This window comes from Streptomyces sp. NBC_00190 (assembly GCF_036203305.1).
Classification (GTDB): Bacteria; Actinomycetota; Actinomycetes; order Streptomycetales; family Streptomycetaceae; genus Streptomyces.
Genome location: NZ_CP108131.1, coordinates 2355523 through 2377445 on the forward strand (window position 1 = coordinate 2355523; position 21923 = coordinate 2377445).

At 72.3% G+C, this 21923-nt stretch carries 19 protein-coding genes; 9 read left to right on the forward strand and 10 right to left on the reverse strand.

Features of this window, described 5'->3' with window-relative positions; genetic code table 11:
* Positions 1-42 precede the first annotated feature (42 nt).
* From OG429_RS11510 to OG429_RS11530, 5 genes are all read left to right on the forward strand, one after another.
* Entirely contained in the window at positions 43-732 is a 690-nt protein-coding gene (locus tag OG429_RS11510) for a hypothetical protein (RefSeq protein ID WP_328925214.1), read from the forward strand.
* Positions 733-778: 46 nt separating this feature from the next.
* The gene (locus tag OG429_RS11515; RefSeq protein ID WP_328925215.1) at positions 779-1573 is read left to right on the forward strand and encodes a DsbA family protein; all 795 of its coding nucleotides are present in this window, start codon (positions 779-781) and stop codon (positions 1571-1573) included.
* Positions 1574-1701: 128 nt separating this feature from the next.
* Positions 1702-3363: an alkaline phosphatase D family protein gene (locus OG429_RS11520; RefSeq protein ID WP_328925216.1), complete on the forward strand. Its 1662-nt coding sequence runs from the start codon at positions 1702-1704 to the stop codon at positions 3361-3363.
* A gap of 223 nt (positions 3364-3586) precedes the next feature.
* Positions 3587-4540, forward strand: coding sequence for a zinc metalloprotease (locus OG429_RS11525; RefSeq protein WP_328930235.1), 954 nt, complete (start codon positions 3587-3589; stop codon positions 4538-4540).
* A 36-nt stretch (positions 4541-4576) separates the two neighbouring features.
* Positions 4577-5509, forward strand: coding sequence for a serine/threonine-protein kinase (locus OG429_RS11530; protein ID WP_443051246.1), 933 nt, complete (start codon positions 4577-4579; stop codon positions 5507-5509).
* A gap of 11 nt (positions 5510-5520) precedes the next feature.
* Here the strand turns inward: OG429_RS11530 and OG429_RS11535 are convergent, their stop codons facing one another.
* Positions 5521-6090 (reverse strand): dienelactone hydrolase family protein, encoded by a 570-nt coding sequence (locus OG429_RS11535; RefSeq protein ID WP_328925217.1) that lies wholly within the window; start codon positions 6088-6090, stop codon positions 5521-5523.
* Positions 6091-6146: 56 nt separating this feature from the next.
* On the opposite strand from OG429_RS11535, the gene OG429_RS11540 reads away from it, so the two are divergent.
* Positions 6147-7190: a mechanosensitive ion channel family protein gene (locus OG429_RS11540; RefSeq protein ID WP_328930236.1), complete on the forward strand. Its 1044-nt coding sequence runs from the start codon at positions 6147-6149 to the stop codon at positions 7188-7190.
* A gap of 43 nt (positions 7191-7233) precedes the next feature.
* On the opposite strand, the gene OG429_RS11545 is transcribed toward OG429_RS11540, so the two are convergent.
* Both OG429_RS11545 and OG429_RS11550 read right to left on the reverse strand, forming a co-directional pair.
* Positions 7234-8616: a sensor histidine kinase gene (locus OG429_RS11545; RefSeq protein ID WP_328925218.1), complete on the reverse strand. Its 1383-nt coding sequence runs from the start codon at positions 8614-8616 to the stop codon at positions 7234-7236.
* Positions 8613-9299, reverse strand: a complete 687-nt coding sequence (locus tag OG429_RS11550; protein WP_328925219.1) for a response regulator transcription factor — start codon at positions 9297-9299, stop codon at positions 8613-8615. The genes OG429_RS11545 and OG429_RS11550 overlap by 4 nt, the downstream gene beginning before the upstream one ends.
* Positions 9300-9372: 73 nt before the next feature.
* Between OG429_RS11550 and OG429_RS11555 the strand changes: the two genes are divergently transcribed.
* Together OG429_RS11555 and OG429_RS11560 are read left to right on the forward strand one after the other, a co-directional pair.
* Positions 9373-10554, forward strand: coding sequence for a UDP-N-acetylglucosamine--N-acetylmuramyl-(pentapeptide) pyrophosphoryl-undecaprenol N-acetylglucosamine transferase (locus OG429_RS11555; RefSeq protein WP_328925220.1), 1182 nt, complete (start codon positions 9373-9375; stop codon positions 10552-10554).
* The gene (locus OG429_RS11560) at positions 10551-11561 is read left to right on the forward strand and encodes an SDR family NAD(P)-dependent oxidoreductase (protein WP_328925221.1); all 1011 of its coding nucleotides are present in this window, start codon (positions 10551-10553) and stop codon (positions 11559-11561) included. The genes OG429_RS11555 and OG429_RS11560 overlap by 4 nt, the downstream gene beginning before the upstream one ends.
* An 80-nt stretch (positions 11562-11641) precedes the next feature.
* On the opposite strand, the gene OG429_RS11565 is transcribed toward OG429_RS11560, so the two are convergent.
* The 5 genes from OG429_RS11565 to OG429_RS11585 all read right to left on the reverse strand — a co-directional run bounded on the left by OG429_RS11565 (position 11642) and on the right by OG429_RS11585 (position 16278).
* The gene (locus OG429_RS11565; RefSeq protein WP_328925222.1) at positions 11642-13234 is read right to left on the reverse strand and encodes a Na+/H+ antiporter; all 1593 of its coding nucleotides are present in this window, start codon (positions 13232-13234) and stop codon (positions 11642-11644) included.
* Between the two features lie 90 nt (positions 13235-13324).
* Positions 13325-13747, reverse strand: a complete 423-nt coding sequence (locus OG429_RS11570) for a GNAT family N-acetyltransferase (RefSeq protein ID WP_328930237.1) — start codon at positions 13745-13747, stop codon at positions 13325-13327.
* Between the two features lie 41 nt (positions 13748-13788).
* Positions 13789-14730 carry an RluA family pseudouridine synthase gene (locus tag OG429_RS11575; RefSeq protein WP_328925223.1) on the reverse strand — a complete coding sequence of 314 codons (942 nt, stop codon included), beginning with the start codon at positions 14728-14730 and terminating at the stop codon, positions 13789-13791.
* Between the two features lie 41 nt (positions 14731-14771).
* Positions 14772-15332, reverse strand: a complete 561-nt coding sequence (lspA, locus tag OG429_RS11580) for a signal peptidase II (RefSeq protein ID WP_328925224.1) — start codon at positions 15330-15332, stop codon at positions 14772-14774.
* Between the two features lie 112 nt (positions 15333-15444).
* Positions 15445-16278: a TraR/DksA family transcriptional regulator gene (locus tag OG429_RS11585; protein ID WP_328925225.1), complete on the reverse strand. Its 834-nt coding sequence runs from the start codon at positions 16276-16278 to the stop codon at positions 15445-15447.
* Positions 16279-16864: 586 nt separating this feature from the next.
* On the opposite strand from OG429_RS11585, the gene ileS reads away from it, so the two are divergent.
* Positions 16865-20011 (forward strand): isoleucine--tRNA ligase, encoded by a 3147-nt coding sequence (gene ileS, locus OG429_RS11590; RefSeq protein ID WP_328925226.1) that lies wholly within the window; start codon positions 16865-16867, stop codon positions 20009-20011.
* Positions 20012-20293: 282 nt separating this feature from the next.
* Here ileS and OG429_RS11595 read toward each other — a convergent pair whose 3' ends face one another.
* Both OG429_RS11595 and OG429_RS11600 read right to left on the reverse strand, forming a co-directional pair.
* On the reverse strand, positions 20294-21490 hold the full coding sequence (locus tag OG429_RS11595) for a DivIVA domain-containing protein (protein WP_328925227.1): 1197 nt from the start codon (positions 21488-21490) through the stop codon (positions 20294-20296).
* Positions 21491-21572: 82 nt separating this feature from the next.
* Complete coding sequence (locus OG429_RS11600; RefSeq protein ID WP_030155988.1) at positions 21573-21869, reverse strand: YggT family protein; 297 nt, start codon at positions 21867-21869, stop codon at positions 21573-21575.
* Positions 21870-21923: the final 54 nt, after the last annotated feature.

Genomic DNA, 21923 nt, shown 5'->3' on the forward strand with positions numbered 1-21923 from the left:
CTGAGGGCCGCTTTCACAGGGACGCGTGGCAGACTCGCGGCGATGGACATATCAGGGGTGAGGCTACGAGGGCTGCGGGCCGCGCTGTTCAGCGCGCTCGTCGTGCTGCTCTCGGCGGGCTCGCACGTCCTCATGTCCCGGGTGCCGCTGCCGCCCGTGCTGGTGGGCGGGGCCTTCGCCGCCGTGTTCACCGTCTCCTACGCGCTGGCGGGCCGCGAGCGCGGCTTCGGCCCGATCGCCGCGCTGCTCGTCCCGCTGGAGCTGGCCGCCGACACCGTCTTCACCGCCGGGCAGCACGTCTGCTACGGCCCCGCGGGCGGCCCGGTCTCGGGCCCGCTGCGCGCCCTGGGCCTGGACGAGCTGTGCGGCGGGACGCCGGTGGGCGGGCCGCTGGCCGAGGTGGCCGGGCCCGCCGCCGATGCGGCCGCGCTGCTGTCCGCGCCCGGGCCGTGGGCGCCCTGGCTGCTGCTCGCCACCCACGTCTCGGTCGGGCTGCTCGCCGCCGGCTGGCTCCACCACGGCGAACGGGCGCTGGCCCGGCTGCTGCGCGCGCTGGCCGCGTTCGCCTTCCGGCCGCTGCTGCTGGCGGAGGCCGGGGCGCCGGTCGCCGCCGGCCCCGCGCGGCGGTCGCCGCGGCCGGTCCGGCCGGGCCCGGTGGCCCGTACGCGCTTCCCCGCACACTCCGTGGGACGGCGGGGACCTCCCGTGCCGGGCGCGCTCGCGCGCGCCTGACGCACGTACGGCACCCCCTGACACGTCACACCCCACGGAGATCATGATGAGTTCACGCAACAGCCAGGCCAACAAGGCGGCGGCCCGCGAGCGGCTGCGCGCCGAGCGCGAGGCGCAGGCGAAGAAGGACAAGGTGCGCCGCCAGGTGATCGTGGCGGGCGCGGTCCTCGCCGTGCTCGCCCTGGCCGGCGGCGTCGGCTACGCGGTCGTGCAGGCCAACCAGCCCGGCTACTGGGAGAAGGCCGCCAAGGCCGCGCTGGTCAAGCCCAAGAACACCGAGGGCGAGGACGGCACCACGGTCGTCATCGGCAAGGCCGAGGCGAAGAAGACCCTGGAGCTGTACGAGGACTCCCGCTGCCCGGCCTGCGCCCAGTTCGAGCAGGCGGCGGGCGAGCAGGTCAAGAAGGACGTCGACGCGGGCAAGTACAAGCTCCAGTACTTCGGTGCCACCTTCATCGACAACATGTCCAAGGGCGAGGGGTCGAAGAACGCGCTGAGCGCGCTCGGCGCTGCGCTGAACGTCAGCCCGCAGGCCTTCCTCGACTACAAGGCCGCGCTCTACTCCAAGGACCTGCACCCCGAGGAGACCGTCGACAGTTTCGCCAAGGACGACTACCTGCTGAAGGTCGCGGACACCGTCCCGGCGCTCAAGGGCAACGCCGAGTTCAAGAAGGCCGTCGAGGGCGGCACCTACGACCGGTGGGCGCTGGAGATGTCCAAGGCCTTCAACAACTCCAGCGTGAAGGGCACGCCCACGCTGAAGATGGACGGCAAGAAGATCGACACTCCGCAGACGGCGGAGGCGTTCACGGCCGCGATCGACAAGGCCCTGCAGGGCTGAGCCCCACCCTTCCGGAGGCGCATTTCCGGACAGGCCTGGCCAATGGGCGGGCGGACTCCCAGAGTTCGCCCGCCCGTTGCATTCCCGAGCCTGTCCCGCCTCCATACCCGTCAGTAATATGATTATCCGTGACCAGTCATCTCTCCTCTTCCGCTGCCGCGGCAACTCCCCGCCGCCGTACGGTCGTCCTCGCCGCCGCGGCCACGGCCACGCTGGCCCCCCTCACCTCATTGGGCGCCTCGGCCGCCCATGCCGCCGGCAGTGCGCCGGCCTTCCTGCACGGCGTCGCCTCGGGTGACCCGCTGCCCGACGGGATCCTGCTGTGGACCCGGGTGACCCCCACCGCCGAGGCCGTGCCCGGCTCCGGCCTCGGCCCGGCCGTCCAGGTGGGCTGGGAGGTGGCCTCGGACAAGGCCTTCTCCCGGATCGTCGCGAGCGGCACCACCACCGCGAGCGCCGCCGCCGACCACACGGTCAAGGTGGACGTGCGCGGGCTGCAGCCGCAGACCCCCTACTGGTACCGGTTCACCGCCGGCGCCGCCGTCTCCCCCGTCGGGCGCACCCTGACCACCGCGGGCCACGACGTGACCACGGCAGGGGTCCGCTTCGGCGTGGTCTCCTGCGCCAACTGGGAGTCGGGCTACTTCTCCGCGTACCGGCACCTGGCCGCCCGCACCGACCTCGACGCGATCCTGCACCTCGGCGACTACATCTACGAGTACCAGACCGGGGGCTACCCGGAGGCGAAGTACGTCGTACGCCAGCACGAGCCGAAGAACGAGATCATCTCGCTCGCCGACTACCGCATCCGGCACGGCAAGTACAAGACGGACGCCGACCTCCAGGCGCTCCACCACGCGCACCCGATCATCGCCATCTGGGACGACCACGAGTTCGCCAACGACGCCTGGGCGGGCGGCGCCGAGAACCACACTGCGGGCACCGAGGGCGAGTGGGCGGCCCGCGCGGCCGCCGCCAAGCAGGCGTACTTCGAGTGGATGCCCGTGCGCACCTCCATCGCGGGCACCGTCTACCGGCGGCTGCGCTTCGGCACCCTGGCCGACCTGCACCTCCTCGACCTGCGCTCCTTCCGCTCGCAGCAGGTCAAGGTCGGCAGCGGATCGGTGGACGACCCGGAGCGCACCATCACCGGGCGCGCCCAGCTGGACTGGCTCAAGTCGGGCCTGGCGGGCTCGAACGCGACCTGGAAGCTGGTCGGCACCTCGGTGATGATCTCGCCGGTGGCCTTCGGCTCGCTGCCCGCGCACCTCCTGGGGCCGCTCACCAAGCTGCTCGGCCTGCCCGAGGGCGGCATAGCGGTCAACGTGGACCAGTGGGACGGGTACACGGACGACCGCAAGGAGCTGCTGGGCCACCTCAAGGACCGGAACATCAAGAACACCGTGTTCCTGACCGGCGACATCCACATGGCCTGGGCGAACGAGGTCCCGGTGAACATGGCCACCTACCCCGGTTCGGGGACGGCGGCGACCGAGTTCGTGGTCACCTCGGTGACCTCCGACAACATCGACGACCTGCTGCACGTGCCGGAGAACACCGCATCGCTGGTCGCCGAATCCGCCATCAAGGCCGCGAACTGGCACGTGAAGTGGCTGGACATGGACGCGCACGGTTACGGCGTGCTCGACGTCACGGCCGAGCGCTCGCAGATGGACTACTACGTGGTCTCCGACAAGCGCCGGCAGGACGCCACCTCCGCGTGGTCCCGCTCGTACCGCACGCTGAACGGCACCCAGAAGGTGGAACGGGCCGACCGACCGGTTCGCTGACAGACCGTCAATTTTGCTGTTCCGAGGGGCTCCTGGCGCGGACCAGGGGCCCCTTGTGCATCAGAAGCAACAAATCTTTTACGTAAGGGTCTTGACCGGATAATGACATGAACACATAAGCTTCGCGCCATCCGAGGAGATCCCTCGGGCCTGAAACCCCCCACCGCGAGGAGCACTCGTGCGCGCTGTTGCCCGCATATCCCCCCTTCTCCGCCGCCGCCTGATGGGCACGGCGGTCCTGGCCGGAACCCTGGCGTTCTCCCCGCTCGCCGCCCCCACGACGATCGCCGCCGCCAAGACCCCCGCCGAGGCGTGCGCCGATTCGGGCGCGACCGCTGCCCCCGCCAACGCCCGTGTCGCGCGCCCCGCCGACCAGCAGGCGGCCGAGCCCAACGAGGTCACCGACACCCAGGCGAAGGCCATGGACGCCGACCTCAAGGCGAAGCTGGACAAGGCCCTCAAGAACCAGCCGCAGCGCAGCCTGCGTGCCGCCGAGGCCGTCACGACGATCCCCGTGTACTTCCACGTCGTGCACTCCGGCACCACCGGAAAGCTGTCGGCCACCCAGATCAGCAACCAGCTGGCGGTCCTCAACGCAGCCTACGGCGGCCAGGGCACCGGCAACGTGAACACCAACTACCAGTTCACGCTCGCCGCGACCGACTACACGGACAACGCCTCCTGGTACAACCTGGCCGACGGCTCCCAGGCCGAGAAGGACATGAAGAACACCCTGCGCAAGGGCGGCCCCGGCGCACTCAACTTCTACACCGCCAACCTGTCGGGCGGCCTGCTCGGCTGGGCGACCTTCCCGACCTCGTACGCCTCCAGCCCCAAGATGGACGGCGTGGTCGTGCTCGACACCTCGCTGCCGGGCGGCTCTTCGGCCAACTACAACGAGGGTGACACCGCGACCCACGAGGTCGGCCACTGGATGGGGCTTTACCACACCTTCCAGGGCGGCTGCAACGGCAACGGCGACTACGTCTCGGACACCCCGGCCGAGAAGACCGCGGCGTACGAGTGCCCGACCGGCCGCGACTCCTGCGCCAGCAAGCCCGGCGCGGACCCGATCCACAACTTCATGGACTACACGTACGACTCCTGCATGTACCAGTTCACGGCCGGCCAGGTCGCCCGCATGACGAGCAGCTGGACCGCCTACCGGGCCGGCTGACCCTCACTCAGGTCCTGACTGCTCTAACCTGGCGCCATGAGCGCGCCGGGGGACGTGATCGACGGACGGTTCGAGCTGGTTGAAAAGCTCGGCAGCGGAGGTATGGGCACGGTCTGGCGAGCGCTGGACCGTGCCCTGCACCGTGATGTGGCCGTCAAGGAGGTCCGGCCGCCCGTCGGCCACGAAGAGGGCGAGCCCGCGCGGCTCCTGCGCGCACGCGTACTGCGCGAGGCCCGCGCCCAGGCCCGGATCAGCCACCCCAACGTGGTCACCATCCACCACATCGTGGACGAGGACCCCCACCCGTGGCTGGTGATGGAGCTGCTGCCCGGCCACTCCCTCCAGCACCGGCTGGACCGGGGCCCGCTGGAACCGGCCGAGACCGCCCGTATTGGCCGCGAGGTCCTCGCCGGACTCCGCGCGGTCCACGCCGCCGGGATCCGCCACCGCGACGTGAAACCAGCCAACGTCCTGCTACGGGCGGACGGTTCCGCGGTCCTGACCGACTTCGGCATCGCCGCCATCCAGGACGCGCCCCCGCTGACACCGGCCGGAGACGTCATCGGGACCCCCGAATACCTGGCGCCCGAGCGCATCCGCGGTGCCGATCTGCCCGCCTCCGACCTGTGGTCGCTCGGCGTGACGCTGTACGTGTGCGTCGAGGGCGTCAGCCCGATGCGCCGCGCCACCGGCCTGGCCACGCTGGCCGCCGTCCTGGACGATCCCGTCCCGCCGCCGCGCCGGGCCGGCGCCCTGGGCCCCGTACTGGCCGACCTGCTGGTCCGCGATCCGGCCGCCCGGCCCGCCCCCGAGGAACTGGACGCGCGCCTCGCGGCGGTCGTCGGCGGCGCGTCGGCCCCGACTCCCGCACCGCGGGACCGGGTTCCCCCGCCGCGGCGCCCGGCGGCCCCCGGCGGCCGCTTCGGCCCGCCGCCGGCGCTGCCCCCGAGACCGGCACCCCGCGGCTGAACGGGTCGGTCCTACAGGGTGTCGAGGAAACCGATCGCGACCTTCCAGGCCTGCTCGGCGGCCTCGGCGTCGTAGTCCTCCAGCCCCGGGTCGGTGAACAGGTGCCCGGCGCCCGGGTAGCTGTGGACCTCCACATCGGCCCCGGCCCGCTGCATCCGCAGGTACCAGGCCGTCAGCCAGTCGTGCGGCTCGAAGGGGTCCGGGTCCGCGATGTGCAGCTGCACGGGCAGTTCGTCCACCGAGGCGTCGTCCGCGACGTCGGCCGTGCCGTGCAGGAGCAGCAGCCCGCGCGCCTTGTCGTCGGCCAGCGCCAGGTGCTGCGCGACGGAGCCGCCGAAGGAGAAGCCGGCGTAGACCAGGCCCTGGTCGGAGTAAGGGGCCGAGGCCAGCACCGCGCGCCTCAGCAGCTCGTCACGGCCGATCTCGTCCTGGTGGGCCATGCCCTCCTCGACGGTCTCGAAGGTGCGTCCCTCGAAGAGATCCGGTACCTGGACCTGGTGCCCGGCCGCGCGCAGCCGGTCGGCCGCCGCGTGCACCGCGGGCCGCAGCCCGTACGTCGAATGGAAAAGCATGATGTTCATGCCCCCATCGTGCCAGTTTGCGCGGACCGCTTCCGGCTACGTTCCTACCTATGGAAATGGAGACCGTCCTGCGCCCCGTCACGGTCGTCGGCGGCACGCTGGTCATCACCCTGGTCGCCGGGTGGATGCTGGACCTGCTGCTGCGCCGGGCCGACGCCCGGCATAGCGAGACCCCCCTGTGGGGTCTGCTGCGCCGCTGCCGGCTGCCGTTCCAGGTGGTGCTCTGCACCTCTCTGCTCAGAGCGGCCTACCGCAAAGCCGGGATCCTGCCCGATCACGCCTTCGCCGTCGGCCGGACCCTCACCCTGGTGCTGATCGCCTCCGTGTGCTGGCTGGCCGTGCGCGTCGCGACCGCCGCCGTCGACTCCACGTACGCGCGCTACGCCGCGGTGACCCAGGACGACGCCCGGGTCCGCCGGGTCCGTACCCAGGTCACTCTGATCCACCGGGCGGTCACCGCGATCGTCGTCTTGGTCGCGGCGGCGGCCATGCTCCTGACCTTCCCGCCGATGCGTGCGCTCGGCGCCTCGATGATGGCGTCCGCGGGCGTGCTCGGCATCGTCGCGGGCATCGGCGCCCAGTCCTCGCTGAGCAACCTCTTCGCCGGCCTCCAGATCGCCTTCGGCGACACCGTCCGCATCGGCGACACGGTGGTGGTCGACAAGGAGTGGGGCAAGGTCGAGGAGATCACCCTGACGGCCCTGACCGTCCGCACCTGGGACGAGCGGCGCATCACGATGCCTGTGTCGTACTTCACAAGCAAGCCGTACGAGAACTGGTCGCGCGGCGGCGCACAGATGACCGGGACGGTCTTCTGGCACCTGGACCACAGCGCCCCCCTCGACCTCATGCGGGAGCAGCTCCAGAACATCCTGGGGGACATCCCGGAGTGGGACGCCCGCGGCTCCAGCCTGGCTGTGACCGACACCACACCGCACACGGTCCAGGTCCGCGCGGTGGTCACGGCGAAGGACGCGGACGACCTGTGGACGGTCCGCTGCGCGGTCCGCGAGCGCCTGATCGCCTGGCTGGTGGCCCACCACCCGTACGCCCTGCCGCGCGTCGCGGCCTCCGAGGCCGCGACGCGCCCGGACGCCTGAGGCCCGGTCCGGGGCGGAGCCCCGGGGCCCGACGGGCCGGCCGTCAGGCACCGAAGGTCAGCCTGAACAGGGCTCCGCCCCCGGGACCGGCCTCCGCCGTCAGCTCCGCGCCGTGCGCCCGCGCGATCTGCCGCGCCATGGCCAGCCCCAGCCCGGACCCCGGCAGGGCACGGGCCGCCCCGGCCCGGTAGAACCTGTCGAAGACGTACGGCAGGTCCTGCGCCGAGATCCCCGGACCGTGGTCCCGCACCGTCACCTCCGGCCCCCCGCGGGCCCCGGCCGAAGGCGTCAGCTCGACCTCCACCTCCCGCCCGGCCGGGCTGAACTTGGCGGCGTTGTCCAGCAGGTTGGACAGCAGCCGGCTCAGCCGCGCGGGCACCCCCGGCACCACCGCCGGCTCAGCCGCCCCCTCCGGAACCCGCACCCGGAACGGAACCGCAGGCCAGTGCGCCCGCGCCACCTCCGCGCAGTGCTCCACCAGCGGCCCCAGCCGGACCTGCTCCACCAGCGGCTGCGGCTCCTCGTCCCGCGCCAGCTCGATCAGGTCGTTCACCAGCCCGGTCACCTCCCGCAGCTGCCGCCCCAGGGCGGCGGACGCCCGCTCCCGCTGCTCCACCGTGAGCCGCTCGCCGCGCGCCAGCAGCTCTGCATTGGTCCGCAGCGCCGTCAGCGGGGTCCGCAGCTCGTGGGAGGCGTCCGCGACGAGCCTGCGCTGCGCGGTCACGGACTGCTCCAGCTCCCCCAGCATCGTGTTGAAGCTCCCCGCAAGCCTGGTGATCTCGTCCTCCCGCCCCGGCGGCGGAAGCTCGATCCGGTGCCGCGGATCCCGGGTGGCGGCGATCCGCTCGGCCGTCGCGGTGAGCCGGGTGACCGGGGCGAGACCGGTCCGGGAGACCCAGTGGCCGAGGACCGCGGCGAGCAGCACCCCGGCCGCCGCCGTCAGCGCCAGCCACCACGCGGCCTCCTCGATGCCGTCCTGGACGGTGTCGGCCCGCAGCGCCACCTGGAGCGCCCGCCCCTTGGCGTAGTCCGTGGTCAGCATCCGGGCGGGATGCCCGGACACGGTGATGTCGGTGTAGAACGGCGCCCGTCTGCCCCCGGCGACCTCCCGCGCGGCCGGCGCCACGGGCAGCAGGCCCGGGCTGCCGCCGCCCTTCGCCGGGTCGGCCGCCACCACGTCCGCGCAGGCGGGGGCGGCCAGGAAGCGGCACTCCCCGGCCAGCGTTCCCGGAGCGGCCCCCGGATTGCGCTGCGCGGCGAGCCGGGCGGACTGGGTCAGGCTGAGGTCGAGCTGCTCGTACAGCGCGGACCGGACGACGAGGAACGCCGCCGCGCACACCCCGAGGCCGACCAGGGCCACGGCGGCGGTGACGGCCAGCGCCAGCCGGGTCCGCAGCGGGCGCCGCCCCCGCCAGGCCCCCCTCACACCTCATCCAGCCGGTAGCCGACCCCGTGGACGGTGTGGACCAGCCTCGGCTCGCCCGCCGCCTCCAGTTTCCGGCGCAGGTAGCCGACGTACACGGCCAGCGAGTTGGAGTCCGGCCCGAAGTCCCGCCCCCACACCAGCTCCAGGATCAGCTCGCGCGGGAGCACCTGCCCGGGGTGGTGCAGGAGCAGTTCCAGCAGCGCCGCCTCGGTCCGGCTGAACTCCAGCGGCCGCCCGCCGCGCCGTCCGGTCCGGGTCGCCGGGTCCAGGACGAGGTCGGCGAAGCCGAGCGGGGCCGCGCCCGGAGGTTCGGGGGCGGCCCGCCGCAGCAGTGCCCGTACCCGCGCGATCAGCTCGTCCAGGGCGAACGGCTTGACGAGGTAGTCGTCGGCCCCGGCCTCCAGCCCGTCGACGCGTTCGCTGACGGAGTCCAGGGCGGTCAGTACGAGTACGGGCGTACGGTCGCCCAGCGCGCGCAGCCGGCGGCACACCCCGAGCCCGTCGAGCACCGGCATCATCACGTCGAGCACGACGGCGTCCGGCTCCCAGGCCGCCACCTGCGTCAGCGCCGCCAGCCCGTCCGCGGCGCCCCGCACCTCGTATCCCTCGACGGCCAGCCCGTCCTCGACTGCCGCCCGCACCTCGGGCTCGTCGTCCACCACCAGAATCCGCTGTCCGCTCATGGGCCAAAGCCTGCCAAAGCCGCAGACCTGAACCTCTTAGAACCTTCTTAGAGCGCACCGCGAGTGTGCGTCCATGACCACTCGACACACACCTGCGGCACTCTCCGTCGTCATCGGTGCGGGCGGCACCGGCGGCCACATCTACCCGGGTCTGGCCCTCGCCGAGGCGCTGCGCGCGGCCGTGCCCGGCGCCGTGGTCTCGTTCATCGGGACCGAGCGGGGCCTGGAGACCGAGCTGATCCCGGGGGCCGGCCACCGCCTGCACACCGTCGACATGATCCCCTTCGACCCGGCGCTGGGCGCGAAGCGGTACCTGCTGCCCGCGGCTCTGCTGCGCTCGGCGCACCAGGCCCGTTCCGTGATCCGGGCGCAGGGCGCGCACGTCGTCGTCGGCATGGGCGGCTATCCGAGTGCGCCCGCAGTGCTCGGGGCCCGGCTGGCGGGGTTGCCGGCCGTGATCCACGAGTCCAACGCGGTACCCGGCCGCGCCAACCGGTTCGCGGCCCGGCTCACCCCGCACGTCGCGGTGGCCTTCGACCGCAGCCGGCGGCATCTGGCGGGCGGGGCGCGGGCGCTGACCACCGGAATGCCGATCTCCGCGGCCCTCGCCGGCCTCGCGGAACTCTCCGGACCGGACCGGTCGGCGCTGCGCGCGGAGGCCCGGCGGGCCCTCGGGGTCCCGGGCGGGCGGCGGCTGGTCGTCTTCAACGGCGGCAGCCTGGGCGCGGTCCGCCTCACCCGGGCGGCCACCGGGCTGGCCGGGCTCTGGCAGCACCGGGGCGACGTACAGCTGCTGGTCAAGACGGGTCCGGCCGCGCTGGCGGACACCGTGGCCGAGCTCGCGGCGTCAGGCGGGCACCGGGTCGCGCTGGCACTGCCGTACCTGGACCGGATGGACCTGGTGTACGCCGCCGCCGACCTGGTGGTGTGCCGGGCGGGTTCGGCGACGGTCGCGGAGCTCGCGGCGACGGGAGTGCCGTCCGTCCTCGTCCCCTACCCGTACGCCCCGGGCGACCACCAGACCCACAACGCCCGGGTCCTGTCCGACACGGGCGCCGGACTGCTGCTGCCCGACGCCGAGACCACCGCCGAGCGCCTCGCCGGTCTCATCGGCCCGCTGCTGGCCGACCCGGCCCGGCTGCCGACGATGGCCGGCGCCGCCGACCCCGGCCCGCACGCGCGGGCCGCCGAACTGCTGGCCGCGGAGGTCCTCCGCGTGGCCGGCGTCCCTCTTCCCGCCTTGGAGCGAGTATGAACATGAACGACTGGAACGACTGGAACGGCCGTACGGTCCTGGTCACCGGCGCCGAGGGCTTCATCGGCTCGACGCTGGTGGACCTGCTGGTGTCCCGGGGTGCCCGGGTGCGCGCCTTCGTGCACTACAAGCCCTACGCCGAGAAGGGCCACCTGGCGCGCTACCTCGCGGACCCGGACGGCCCGGTGGAGATGTGGGCGGGCGACGTCCGCGACGCGGGCCGGGTCAGCGACGCGGTGGCCGGCTGCGACACGGTCTTCCACCTGGCGGCGCTGATCGGGATCCCGTACAGCTACGCCTCGCCGGGCGCGTACGTGCAGACGAACGTCACCGGCACGCAGAACGTGGCGGAGGCCTGCCGCCGCCACCGCGTACGCCGCCTCGTGCACACCTCCACCAGCGAGGTCTACGGGACGGCCCTGACGGCCCCCATCGCCGAGAGCCACCCGCTGCAGCCGCAGTCCCCGTACTCCGCGTCGAAGATCGGCGCGGACATGATGGCGCTCTCCTTCCACCACGCCTTCGAGCTGCCGGTGACGGTGGTGCGGCCCTTCAACACCTACGGCCCGCGCCAGTCGGCCCGCGCCGTCATCCCGACGATCCTGGCCCAGCTCCACGCGGGCTCCCGTGAGATCCGCCTGGGGTCGACCACCCCGACCCGCGACTTCACGTACGTGACGGACACGGCCGAGGGCTTCCTCGCGGTGGCGCAGTGCGACCGGGCGCTGGGCCAGGTGGTCAACCTCGGCACGGGCGAGGAGATCTCCGTCGGCGACCTGGCGCGTGCCCTGATCACGGCTTCGGGGCGGGACGCGGAGGTGGTCGTGGACCCGACCCGGCTGCGGCCGTCGGGCAGCGAGGTCCACCGCCTGCTCTCGGACAACTCCCGCGCCCGCGACTGGGCGGGCTGGAAGCCGGAGGTCTCCCTGGCACAGGGCCTGCGCCGCACCTCGGAGTGGATCGCGGCGAACCCGCACCTCTTCGCCCCGGACCGCTACCAGGTCTGATCCCCGGCGCACCGGAAGGCCGGTACGCCTAAGCGTCGCCTAAGCGGCCTCGGGGAAGTAGGGCACGTGCCCGAGGCCGCTTAGGGACTGCGCAGGCTCCGCACGTCCAGATGCCGCAGCACCCGGTCCACGATCTCCGGATCGGAGCCGGGTTCGCTGCGCGCGGACAGCACCTCGTGGCGGGCGGCCGACATCATCTCGCGCTGGATCCGCTGGACGTCCCGGATCCGCTCCACCCGCTGCGCGTACGCCTCCCGCCGCTCCTCGTCGACCATGTCGGGGCTGATGCGGGCGCCCACGTCGTACGCGCGCCGGTACAGCGTCTCCACCAGGTCCTCGGGCAGATCCTCCACCTCCTCGATCTCCCTCAGCCGCCGCTTCGCGGCCTTCGCGGCGCGGATCGCCAGCTGCCGCTCGGTCTCCCGCTCCGCGTCCGTGTCGGATTCGACCCCCAGCCGCCGCACCAGCCACGGCAGGGTCAGACCCTGCAGGACCAGCGTCGCCATGATCACGGCGAAGGCGATGAAGATGATCTGGTCCCGCGCGGGGAAGGGCTCACCCGCGTCCGTCCGCAAGGGGATGGCGAGGGCCAGAGCCACCGAGGCCACCCCCCGCATCCCGGCCCACCACATGACCACGCTCTCCCGCCAGCTCAGCGGGATCTCCTCGTCGTAGTCGCGCAGCGTGTGCAGCTTCTGCGCGAGCCAGCCCGCCGGGAGCAGCCACACCAGCCGTACCCCGACCACCACCGCGATCACGACCGCCGCCCACCCGGCCATCTCCGCTTCGCGGCCGCCCGCCGCGGCGAACACGTTGTGCAGCTCCAGCCCGATCAGCCCGAACGCCACGCCCGTGACCAGCATGTCGACGACTTCCCAGAAGGTGTGCCCGGCGAGCCGGCCCAGCACGTCGTCGGCGTCGTTCGCGTACTCGGCGAGGAACAGGGCCGTCGTCAGGACGGCCAGCACCCCCGATCCGTGGAGTTCCTCCGCCACCACGTACGACACGAACGGCACCAGCAGCGTCAGCCCGATCTGGAGCGTGGCGTCGCCGAGCCGCCCCATGAGCCGGCCGGCCGTCCAGCCGAGGGCCAGTCCGACCAGCACGGCGACGACGGCGGACAGGACGAACTCCCCCAGCGCAGCGGGCCAGGAGAAGCTGCCGCTGACGACCGCGCCGACGGCCACGTGGTAGAGCACGATGGCGGTGACGTCGTTGAAGAGGCCCTCGCCCTCCAGGATCGACACCATCCGGCGGGGCAGGCCGAGCGAACCCGCGACGGCGGTGGCGGCCACCGGGTCGGGCGGGGCGACCAGCGCGCCGAGCGCGACGGCGGCGGCGATCGGCAGCCCCGGCACCACGGCGTTCGCGACGGCGGCCACGGCGGCGGTCGTGACGAACACCAGGGCCACGGCGAGCAGCAGGATGGGCCGGACGTTGGCGGCGAACTGCCGCCAGGAGGTGCGCTGCGCGGAGGCGTACAACAGCGGCGGCAGCACCAGCGGCAGGATGAACTCGGGCGGGATGTCGACGTCGGGCACGAACGGCAGCAGCGCGAGGACCACCCCGCCGATGGTCATGAGTACGGGCGCGGGCAGCCCGAGCCGGTCCCCGAGCGGCACGGTGACCACGGCCCCGAGCAGCAGCACGAACAGCAGAGCAAGCTGATCCACTCCCCCACCCTGCCAGCCCGCCGCGCTCGGCTCGCGCGGTGAGGCGCGCGCCCCGCCGTGTCGGGCTCCGCCCGGCCTCAGGGTGGGTGACTACGGGAGGGTGCGCCGCATCGAGCGGTGCGGGATGCCCGCGTCCTCGAACTCCGGGCCGTAGGCCTCGTAGCCGAGCCGCTCGTAGAAGCCGAGCGCATGCGTCTGTGCGCCCAGATCCACGGCCGCGAGGCCGAGCCGCCCCGCCTCCGCCTCGATCGCGCGCACCAGGGCGACACCCACGCCCAGCCCGCGCGCGGACTTGGCGACGGCCAGCCGGCCCAGCGAGCCGACCGTCAGGTCACCCGTCTTGCCCAGCGCGCCGGCCCCGTGCAGCAACCGCCCCGTGCCCAGCGGCACCCCGTCCGGCCCGACGGCCAGTACGTGCACCGCATCCGCGTCGTACGTGTCGTACTCGATCGACTCCGGGACGGACTGCTCGACCACAAACACCTCGGTCCGGACCTCGAAGCAGGCCGCCATGTCGGCCTCGCCGACGGCGACCCGGACCTCGACGGACGTGGTCACTCGCTCTCCGCCCGGATCACGTCCAGCGCGTGCTGGAGGTCGGCCGGGTAGGTGCTCTCGAACTCGACCCACTGCCCGTCCGACGGGTGCTCGAAGCCGAGCCGCACGGCGTGCAGCCACTGGCGGGTCAGCCCCAGCCGCTTGGCGACGGTCGGGTCGGCGCCGTAGGTCAGGTCGCCGACGCAGGGGTGCCGGTGTGCGGACATGTGCACGCGGATCTGGTGCGTGCGGCCGGTCTCCAGCTTGATGTCCAGCAGCGAGGCCGCGCGGAAGGCCTCGATCAGGTCGTAGTGCGTGACGGAGGCCTTGCCCTCCTGGGTCACGGCCCACTTGTAGTCCGCGCTCGGGTGCCGGCCGATCGGCGCGTCGATCGTGCCGCTCATCGGGTCGGGGTGCCCCTGGACCAGCGCGTGGTAGCGCTTGTCGACGATCCGCTCGCGGAACTGGTTCTTCAGCGAGGTGTAGGCGCGCTCCGACTTCGCGACGGCCATCAGGCCGGAGGTGCCGACGTCGAGGCGGTGCACGATGCCCTGGCGCTCGGCCGCGCCGGAGGTGGAGATCCGGTAGCCGGCCGCGGCGAGGCCGCCGATGACGGTGGTGCCGGTCCAGCCGGGGCTCGGGTGGGCGGCGACGCCCACCGGCTTCATGATGACGACGATATCGTCGTCGTCATGGACGATCTCCATGCCCGGGACGGGCTCGGCGACGACCTCGACCGGCCGCGGCGGCGCGGGCATCTCGACTTCGAGCCAGGCGCCGCCGTGCACACGCTCGGACTTCCCGACGACGCTGCCGTCGACCGCCACCTTCCCCTCGGCCGCCAGTTCGGCCGCCTTCGTCCGGGAAAAACCGAACATACGGGCGATGGCGGCGTCGACGCGCTCGCCCTCGAGGCCATCGGGAACGGGCAGGGTGCGGATCTCGGGAATCGTACTCACCCGTCGAGTATGCAGGACTCGGCAGAAGAGCATTCCCGCGATCAGTCCTTGTGGACGGTCCCGTCCGGGTCCAGACCCTTGAACGACAGCAGGACGATCAGGATGCCGCCGCACACGATCGCCGCGTCGGCGAGGTTGAAGACGGCGAAGTGGGCCGGGGCGATGAAATCGACGACCGCGCCCTGGAACACCCCCGGCGAACGGAAGATCCGGTCGGTGAGGTTGCCCAGCGCGCCGCCCAGCAGCAAGCCCAGCGCGATCGCCCACGGCAGGCTGTAGAGCTTGCGCGCCAGCCGCACGATCACCACGATCACGGTGGCCGCGATGCAGGTGAAGATGATCGTGAAGGCCTCGCCGAAGCCGAAGGCGGCGCCGGGGTTGCGGATCGCCTCGAACCTCAGCAGGTCGCCGATGAGCTCGATCGGCGGCTGGTGCTCCAGCTTCGCCACGACCACCATCTTGCTGCCGAGGTCCAGCAGGTACGCGAGCACCGCCACGACCAGCAGGGCCACGATCCGCCGGCGCCCCTTGGGCGCGGCGGACTCAGGCTCGGCGTCGTCCCCGACCTCCGGCGTACCGATGATGCGCTCCGCCTCTGCCACGTGAGTCCCTCGAACTAGCTCGAACCAGGTTGAGACACGAGGGTACGTCAGGGCACCGGCCCACCGCCCGCCCGAGGCCCACCGGAATCCCGCCCGGGGCCCCGGACACGGGCTAGTGCCGCCGCTCCTGCTTCTGCTTGCAGTCCACGCACAGCGTGGCCCGCGGGAAGGCCTGCATCCTGGCCTTGCCGATGGGCTGCCCGCAGTTCTCGCAGAGGCCGTACGTGCCCGCCTCCAGCCGTTCCAGGGCCCGCTCGGTCTGCTCCAGCATCGAGGTGGCGTTCGCCGCCAGGGCCAGCTCCGACTCCCGGGTGATGTTCTTGGTGCCCGTGTCGGCCTGGTCGTCGCCCGCGCCGTCGCCCGAATCCCGCATGAGGCCGGAGATGGCCACCTCCGAGGCGTCGAGCTCCGCGCGCAGCCGCAGCACCTCGCTCATCAGCTCGCTGCGGGCCTCCTCGACCTCCTGGGGTGTCCAGGGGTCCTCCCCGGGCCGTACGGCGAGGTCCCCGGGCGCGGTGACCGCCGTGACCCTCGCCTTGGGCAGCCCGCTGGTCGCGGCCGCGGCCGTCTTCCTCGCCGTACCGGTGCTCTTCTTGGCAACCACTGTGCGGACTCCCGTCTTCTTCGCGGCCTGCGCCGCCCCCTCGGCCCCGGCCGGCTTGGCCGTGGCCTGCCGCTTCGCGACGGCAGTCGTCTTCTTCACGGCGGTCGCCCCGACGGCGTCCGCCGCTTTCTTCGCGGTCGCCTTCTTCGTCGTCGCCTTCTTCGTGGTCGCCTTCTTCGTGCTCGCCTTCTTCGTGGCCGCCTTCCCGGCGGTCGCCTTCCCGGCCGGTGCCGCGTCGACGGCGGCCGCCTCGGCGGCGCCCGCTCTCCTGGTCGGCGCCTTCTTCGCCGGTGCCTCGGCCAGCGCCTTCCCGGCAGTACCGGCGGTCTTCTTCGCCACCATGGCCGCGGCCCCTTCACATACTGTGATCTTTGCTCGCGATTCGTGCCGGAACGATAAATCGGCACCGGCCCCGCAGCAACGGGGCACGCATCCGGCGAGGTCAACCTGCATCCGTTGTGCCCATCCGGAAGCCCCGTAACCCGCCCCACCCGCCCCACAGGAGTCCGTACCGGCGCGTCGGCCCATTCGGGTCACACGAGCGGCCCTGCCGCGCCCCCGCCACGCCGCGGCGCCCGGCCCCGCGCGGGCCCCCGTAAACCGGTCTGCCGGGCACCCCCCGGCCCCGTACACTGGGCCCAGCGAGAGGCATGGATGGGGACGAGTAGCGTCGGACGCAGCCAGGAGCGACCCGGGGACGGTGAGAGCCCGGGGGCGAGCGCGATGTGAAGGATCACCCCGGAGCCGCCGGAAGAAAGCGCGCACGGACGCCCGCAGGGTCCCGTACGGCGAGTAGAACCGGCTTCGCACCCCAATGAGGGGGCCGCCGGATCCGTCCGGAGGCCAAGGAGGGTGGTACCGCGGGAGCAGCAGCGCTCTCGTCCCTCCGGACGGAAGTGACACCCCGCCGGAGGAAGAGTTCAGCCTCATGACCACACCGCCGCAGTACCGCCCGGTCCCCGCCCAGGTCGACCTGCCTGCCCTTGAGCACGCCGTCCTCGACTTCTGGCGCGAGAGCAAGACCTTCGCCAAGACCCTGGAGCAGTCCGAGGGCCGCCCCGAGTGGGTCTTCTACGAGGGCCCGCCGACCGCGAACGGCATGCCCGGCGCGCACCACATCGAGGCCCGCGTCTTCAAGGACGTCTTCCCCCGGTTCCGCACCATGCGCGGCTACCACGTGGCCCGTAAGGCCGGCTGGGACTGCCACGGCCTGCCCGTCGAGCTCGCCGTCGAGAAGGAGCTCGGCTTCAACGGCAAGCAGGACATCGAGGCCTACGGCATCGCCGAGTTCAACGCGAAGTGCCGCGAGTCCGTGACCCGGCACACCGACGCGTTCACCGAGCTCACGACCCGGATGGGCTACTGGGTCGACCTGGACGACGCCTACCGGACCATGGACCCCGAGTACGTCGAGTCCGTGTGGTGGTCGCTGAAGGAGATCTTCAACAAGGGCCTGCTCACCCAGGACCACCGCGTCGCCCCCTGGTGCCCCCGCTGCGGCACCGGCCTGTCCGACCACGAGCTGGCCCAGGGCTACGAGACGGTCATCGACCCCTCCGTCTTCGTCCGCTTCCCGCTGACCTCCGGCCCGCTGGCCGGCCAGGCCGCCCTCCTGGTCTGGACGACGACCCCCTGGACCCTGGTCTCGAACACCGCCGTCGCCGCGCACCCGGACGTCACGTACGTGGTGGCCACGAACGGCGAAGAGAAGCTCGTCGTCGCCCAGCCGCTGCTGGAGAAGGCCCTCGGCGAGGGCTGGGAGGCCACCGGCGAGTCCTTCACGGGCAAGGAGATGGAGCGCTGGACGTACGAGCGCCCCTTCGAGCTGGTCGAATTCCCGGCGCCCGCCCACTACGTCGTGAACGCCGAGTACGTCACGACCGAGGACGGTACGGGTCTGGTCCACCAGTCCCCCGCCTTCGGCGCCGACGACCTCGCGGTCTGCCGCGCGTACGGCCTGCCGGTCGTGAACCCGGTCCGCCCCGACGGCACCTTCGAGGAGGAGGTCCCGCTGGTCGGCGGCGTCTTCTTCAAGAAGGCCGACGAGAAGCTGACCGCCGACCTGGACGCGCGCGGCCGGCTCTTCAAGCACATCGCCTACGAGCACAGCTACCCGCACTGCTGGCGCTGCCACACGGCCCTGCTCTACTACGCGCAGCCGTCCTGGTACATCCGCACCACCGCCGTCAAGGACGCGATGCTGCGGGAGAACGAGAAGACCAACTGGTTCCCGGACTCCGTCAAGCAGGGCCGCTTCGGCGACTGGCTGAACAACAACATCGACTGGGCGCTGTCGCGCAACCGCTACTGGGGCACCCCGCTGCCGATCTGGCGCTGTGAGGAGAACCACCTCACCTGCGTCGGCTCGCGCGCGGAACTGAGCGAGCTGTCCGGGCAGGACCAGTCCGCCCTGGACCCGCACCGCCCGTACATCGACGACGTCACCTTCACCTGCACCGCCGAGGGCTGCTCCCTGACCGCGGTCCGCGTGCCCGAGGTCATCGACGCCTGGTACGACTCGGGCTCGATGCCGTTCGCGCAGTGGGGCTACCCGTACAAAAACAAGGAGATCTTCGAGAAGCGCTACCCGGCGCAGTTCATCTCGGAGGCCATCGACCAGACGCGCGGCTGGTTCTACACGCTGATGGCGGTCGGCACCCTCGTCTTCGACAAGTCCTCCTACGAGAACGTGGTCTGCCTGGGCCACATCCTCGCCGAGGACGGCCGCAAGATGTCCAAGCACCTGGGCAACATCCTCCAGCCGATCCCGCTCATGGACCAGCACGGCGCGGACGCGGTGCGCTGGTTCATGGCGGCCGGCGGCTCCCCGTGGGCGGCCCGCCGCGTGGGCCACGGCACGATCCAGGAGGTCGTCCGCAAGACCCTCCTCACGTACTGGAACACGGTCGCCTTCCAGGCCCTGTACGCCCGTACGTCGAGCTGGGCCCCCTCGGCGGCCGACCCGGCGCCGGCGGACCGCACGGTCCTCGACCGCTGGCTGCTCTCCGAGCTGCACACCCTCGTCACCGAGGTCACCGACGCGATGGAGTCGTACGACACCCAGCGCGCCGGCAAGCTGCTGTCCTCTTTCGTGGACGACCTGTCGAACTGGTACGTCCGCCGCTCCCGCCGCCGCTTCTGGCAGGGCGACGCGGCCGCGCTCCGCACCCTGCACGACGTGGTCGAGACCGTCACCCGCCTCATGGCGCCGCTGACGCCCTTCATCACGGAGCGGGTCTGGCAGGACATGGTCGTCCCGGTCACCCCGGAGGCCCCGGAGTCGGTGCACCTGTCGTCGTGGCCGGAGGCGGACGCCTCCCAGGTCGACCGGACCCTGTCCCAGCAGATGCTGCTGGTCCGCCGCCTGGTCGAGCTGGGCCGGGCGACGCGGGCCGAGTCGGGCGTGAAGACCCGCCAGCCGCTGTCGCGTGCGCTGGTGGCCGCGAACGGCTTCTCCGCCCTGTCGCCGGAGCTGCAGTCGCAGATCACGGAGGAGCTGAACGTCTCCTCTCTGGCCTCGCTCTCCGAGGTCGGCGGGTCACTGGTGGACACCACGGCGAAGGCGAACTTCCGGGTGCTGGGCAAGCGCTTCGGCAAGGGCGTGCAGGACGTGGCGAAGGCGGTGGCCGCGGCCGACGCGGCGGCCCTGTCACTGGCGCTGCGCTCGGGCGAGGCCTCGGTGGAGGTGAACGGGGAGCAGGTCACCCTCACCCCGGAGGAGGTCATCATCACGGAGACCCCGCGCGAGGGCTGGTCGGTGGCGTCCGACTCGGGCGCGACGGTGGCCCTGGACCTGGAGATCACCCCGGAGCTGCGGCTGGCGGGCCTGGCGCGTGACGCGATCCGCCTGATCCAGGAGGCCCGGAAGAACTCCGGCCTCGACGTGGCCGACCGCATCGCGCTGCGCTGGACCTCCGAGTCCCCGGAGGTCGTGACGGCCCTGACGGACCACGCGGCCCTCATCGCGGACGAGGTCCTGTCCACGGACTACGCGCAGGGCCCGGCCGACGACGCGTACGGCGACCCGTTCACGGACGAGTCCCTGTCCCTGACGTTCCGCCTCCGCAAGGCGTAACCCAGGCCGGAGAGGCCCGCACCCCCCGTGGGGGTGCGGGCCTCTCCGCTGTCCCCTGCCCGCCCTTCCACCGCACCAGGCAGCCGCCATCGGCCAGATCCAGCCCCGCCCGGGGGCACCTCCCAGCGGTAGCTGGGGGAGTTCGAGGCGCGGGGTCCGGGGGCAGGGCCCCCGGACCTCCGCCGGACGCACCACGGGGTACGCGAACGGGCCGGGCCCGGGTTCCGATGGGAACCCGGGCCCGGCCCGTGAAGCGGCTGCCGACAGACGCGGCGGCGGCGCCTAGTTGTCGTCCTCGTCGATCAGGAAGCCCCGCATGGGAGACGGCGCCTGCTGCATCGGCTGCGGCGCGGCCGGCCGCACCGGAGCCATCGGCTGGGTCATCGCCGGGGACATCTGCTGCTGGCCGCCGTACGACGGGCCTGCGCCCATCGGGGAGGGACCGCCCATGGGGGACGGGCCACCCATCGAGGGACCGCCCATGGAGTGGCCCATGGCACCGGCCGGAGCCATGGAAGGAGACGGCGAGGGCGGCAGCGCGGGACCGGCGGGCCCACGCGGCGGGGCCAGGGAGTCGTCGGCCTGGGTCTCCAGCTGGCGCAGCTGCGACTCCAGGTAGGACTTCAGGCGCGTACGGTACTCACGCTCGAAGCCCCGCAGGTCCTCAACCTTGCGCTCCAGCGTGGCACGGGCGGACTCCAGGGAGCCCATCGCGACGCGGTGCTTCTCCTGCGCGTCCCGCTCCAGCGCGTCGGCCTTGGCGCGGGCGTCCCGCTCCAGGCCCTCGGCGCGGCTGCGCGCCTCGCCGACGATCTTGTTGGCCTCGGAACGGGCCTCCGCGATCGCCTGGTCGGCGGTCTGCTGCGCCAGCGACAGGACACGGGCGGCGCTGTCGCCACCGGGACCCTGCTGCGGGAGCTGCTGCGGCTGCTGCTGGTGCATCTGCTGGCCCATCGGCTGCATCTGCTGGCCCATCGGCTGCATCTGCTGGCCCATGGGCTGCATCTGCTGGCCGAGCGGGTTCTGGCCGCCCATGGACTGCTGGCCCATGCCCTGCGGGCCACCCATGGGGTGCTGCTGCATGGGACCGCCCATGGGGCCGCCCATCGGGCCGGGGCCCTGCTGGCCCTGGCCGCCGGGGCCCGGCGGGAGCTGCGGCTGGCCGCCCGGGAGCTGCGGCGGGCCCATCTGCGGCTGCTGCTGCTGCGGCGGGCCGGATATGGCCGCGGGCACGGGGGCACCGGGGCCGCGCTGGTCCTGGGGCTCCGGCTTGCGCATGCCCTGCTGCTGCTGGTTCTGCGCGGCGGCACGCGTGGCGGCGGCCAGCTTGGCGCGCAGGTCCTCGTTCTCGCGCAGCAGGCGCGTCAGCTCGGACTCGACCTCGTCGAGGAAGGCATCGACCTCGTCCTCGTCATAGCCTTCTCGCAGGCGGACGGTCGTGAACTGCTTGTTCCGCACGTCCTCGGGAGTCAGCGGCATGTCTTCTTCACCTCTACGTAGTCGTCGGCAGTCGGCAAGACCGTATCGGGACTGTCCCCGCGCGCGCGGAGAAGCTCATCGTTCACACGCTTCTCGCAGCGGTGCTCACGAAACTGATGAGGATGTAAACGATGATCATCAGAACGAAGAAGGACAGGTCGAGTGCCACGCCCCCGAGACGCAACGGCGGAATGAAACGCCGGAGAAGCTTGAGCGGTGGATCGGTGACAGTGTAGGTGGCCTCAAGAACGACCACCATCGCCTTGCCGGGCGTCCATGAACGTGCGAACTGGAACACGTAGTCCATGACCAGTCGGAAGATCAGCACGATCAGGAAGCACATCAGCGCGATGTAGACCACTTGCAGTGCGACGCCCATCCCGCGCTTCCCTCTCCCCGTTTCTCGCTCTGTTCCCGGTCCCGTGTCTGACGG

Excerpts from the sequence above, each read along its gene's own strand:
- OG429_RS11585 (WP_328925225.1), bottom strand. The coding sequence starts at position 16,278 with ATGGTGGCGAAGAAGACCGCCGGTACTGCCGGGAAGGCGCTGGCCGAG.
- OG429_RS11525 (WP_328930235.1), top strand. The coding sequence starts at position 3,587 with ATGGGCACGGCGGTCCTGGCCGGAACCCTGGCGTTCTCCCCGCTCGCC.
- OG429_RS11530 (WP_443051246.1), top strand. The coding sequence starts at position 4,577 with ATGAGCGCGCCGGGGGACGTGATCGACGGACGGTTCGAGCTGGTTGAA.
- OG429_RS11600 (WP_030155988.1), bottom strand. The coding sequence starts at position 21,869 with ATGGGCGTCGCACTGCAAGTGGTCTACATCGCGCTGATGTGCTTCCTG.
- OG429_RS11510 (WP_328925214.1), top strand. The coding sequence starts at position 43 with ATGGACATATCAGGGGTGAGGCTACGAGGGCTGCGGGCCGCGCTGTTC.
- OG429_RS11570 (WP_328930237.1), bottom strand. The coding sequence starts at position 13,747 with ATGGCGGCCTGCTTCGAGGTCCGGACCGAGGTGTTTGTGGTCGAGCAG.
- ileS (WP_328925226.1), top strand. The coding sequence starts at position 16,865 with ATGACCACACCGCCGCAGTACCGCCCGGTCCCCGCCCAGGTCGACCTG.
- OG429_RS11535 (WP_328925217.1), bottom strand. The coding sequence starts at position 6,090 with ATGAACATCATGCTTTTCCATTCGACGTACGGGCTGCGGCCCGCGGTG.
- OG429_RS11555 (WP_328925220.1), top strand. The coding sequence starts at position 9,373 with ATGACCACTCGACACACACCTGCGGCACTCTCCGTCGTCATCGGTGCG.
- OG429_RS11560 (WP_328925221.1), top strand. The coding sequence starts at position 10,551 with ATGAACATGAACGACTGGAACGACTGGAACGGCCGTACGGTCCTGGTC.
- OG429_RS11550 (WP_328925219.1), bottom strand. The coding sequence starts at position 9,299 with ATGAGCGGACAGCGGATTCTGGTGGTGGACGACGAGCCCGAGGTGCGG.
- OG429_RS11595 (WP_328925227.1), bottom strand. The coding sequence starts at position 21,490 with ATGCCGCTGACTCCCGAGGACGTGCGGAACAAGCAGTTCACGACCGTC.
- OG429_RS11515 (WP_328925215.1), top strand. The coding sequence starts at position 779 with ATGAGTTCACGCAACAGCCAGGCCAACAAGGCGGCGGCCCGCGAGCGG.
- OG429_RS11540 (WP_328930236.1), top strand. The coding sequence starts at position 6,147 with ATGGAGACCGTCCTGCGCCCCGTCACGGTCGTCGGCGGCACGCTGGTC.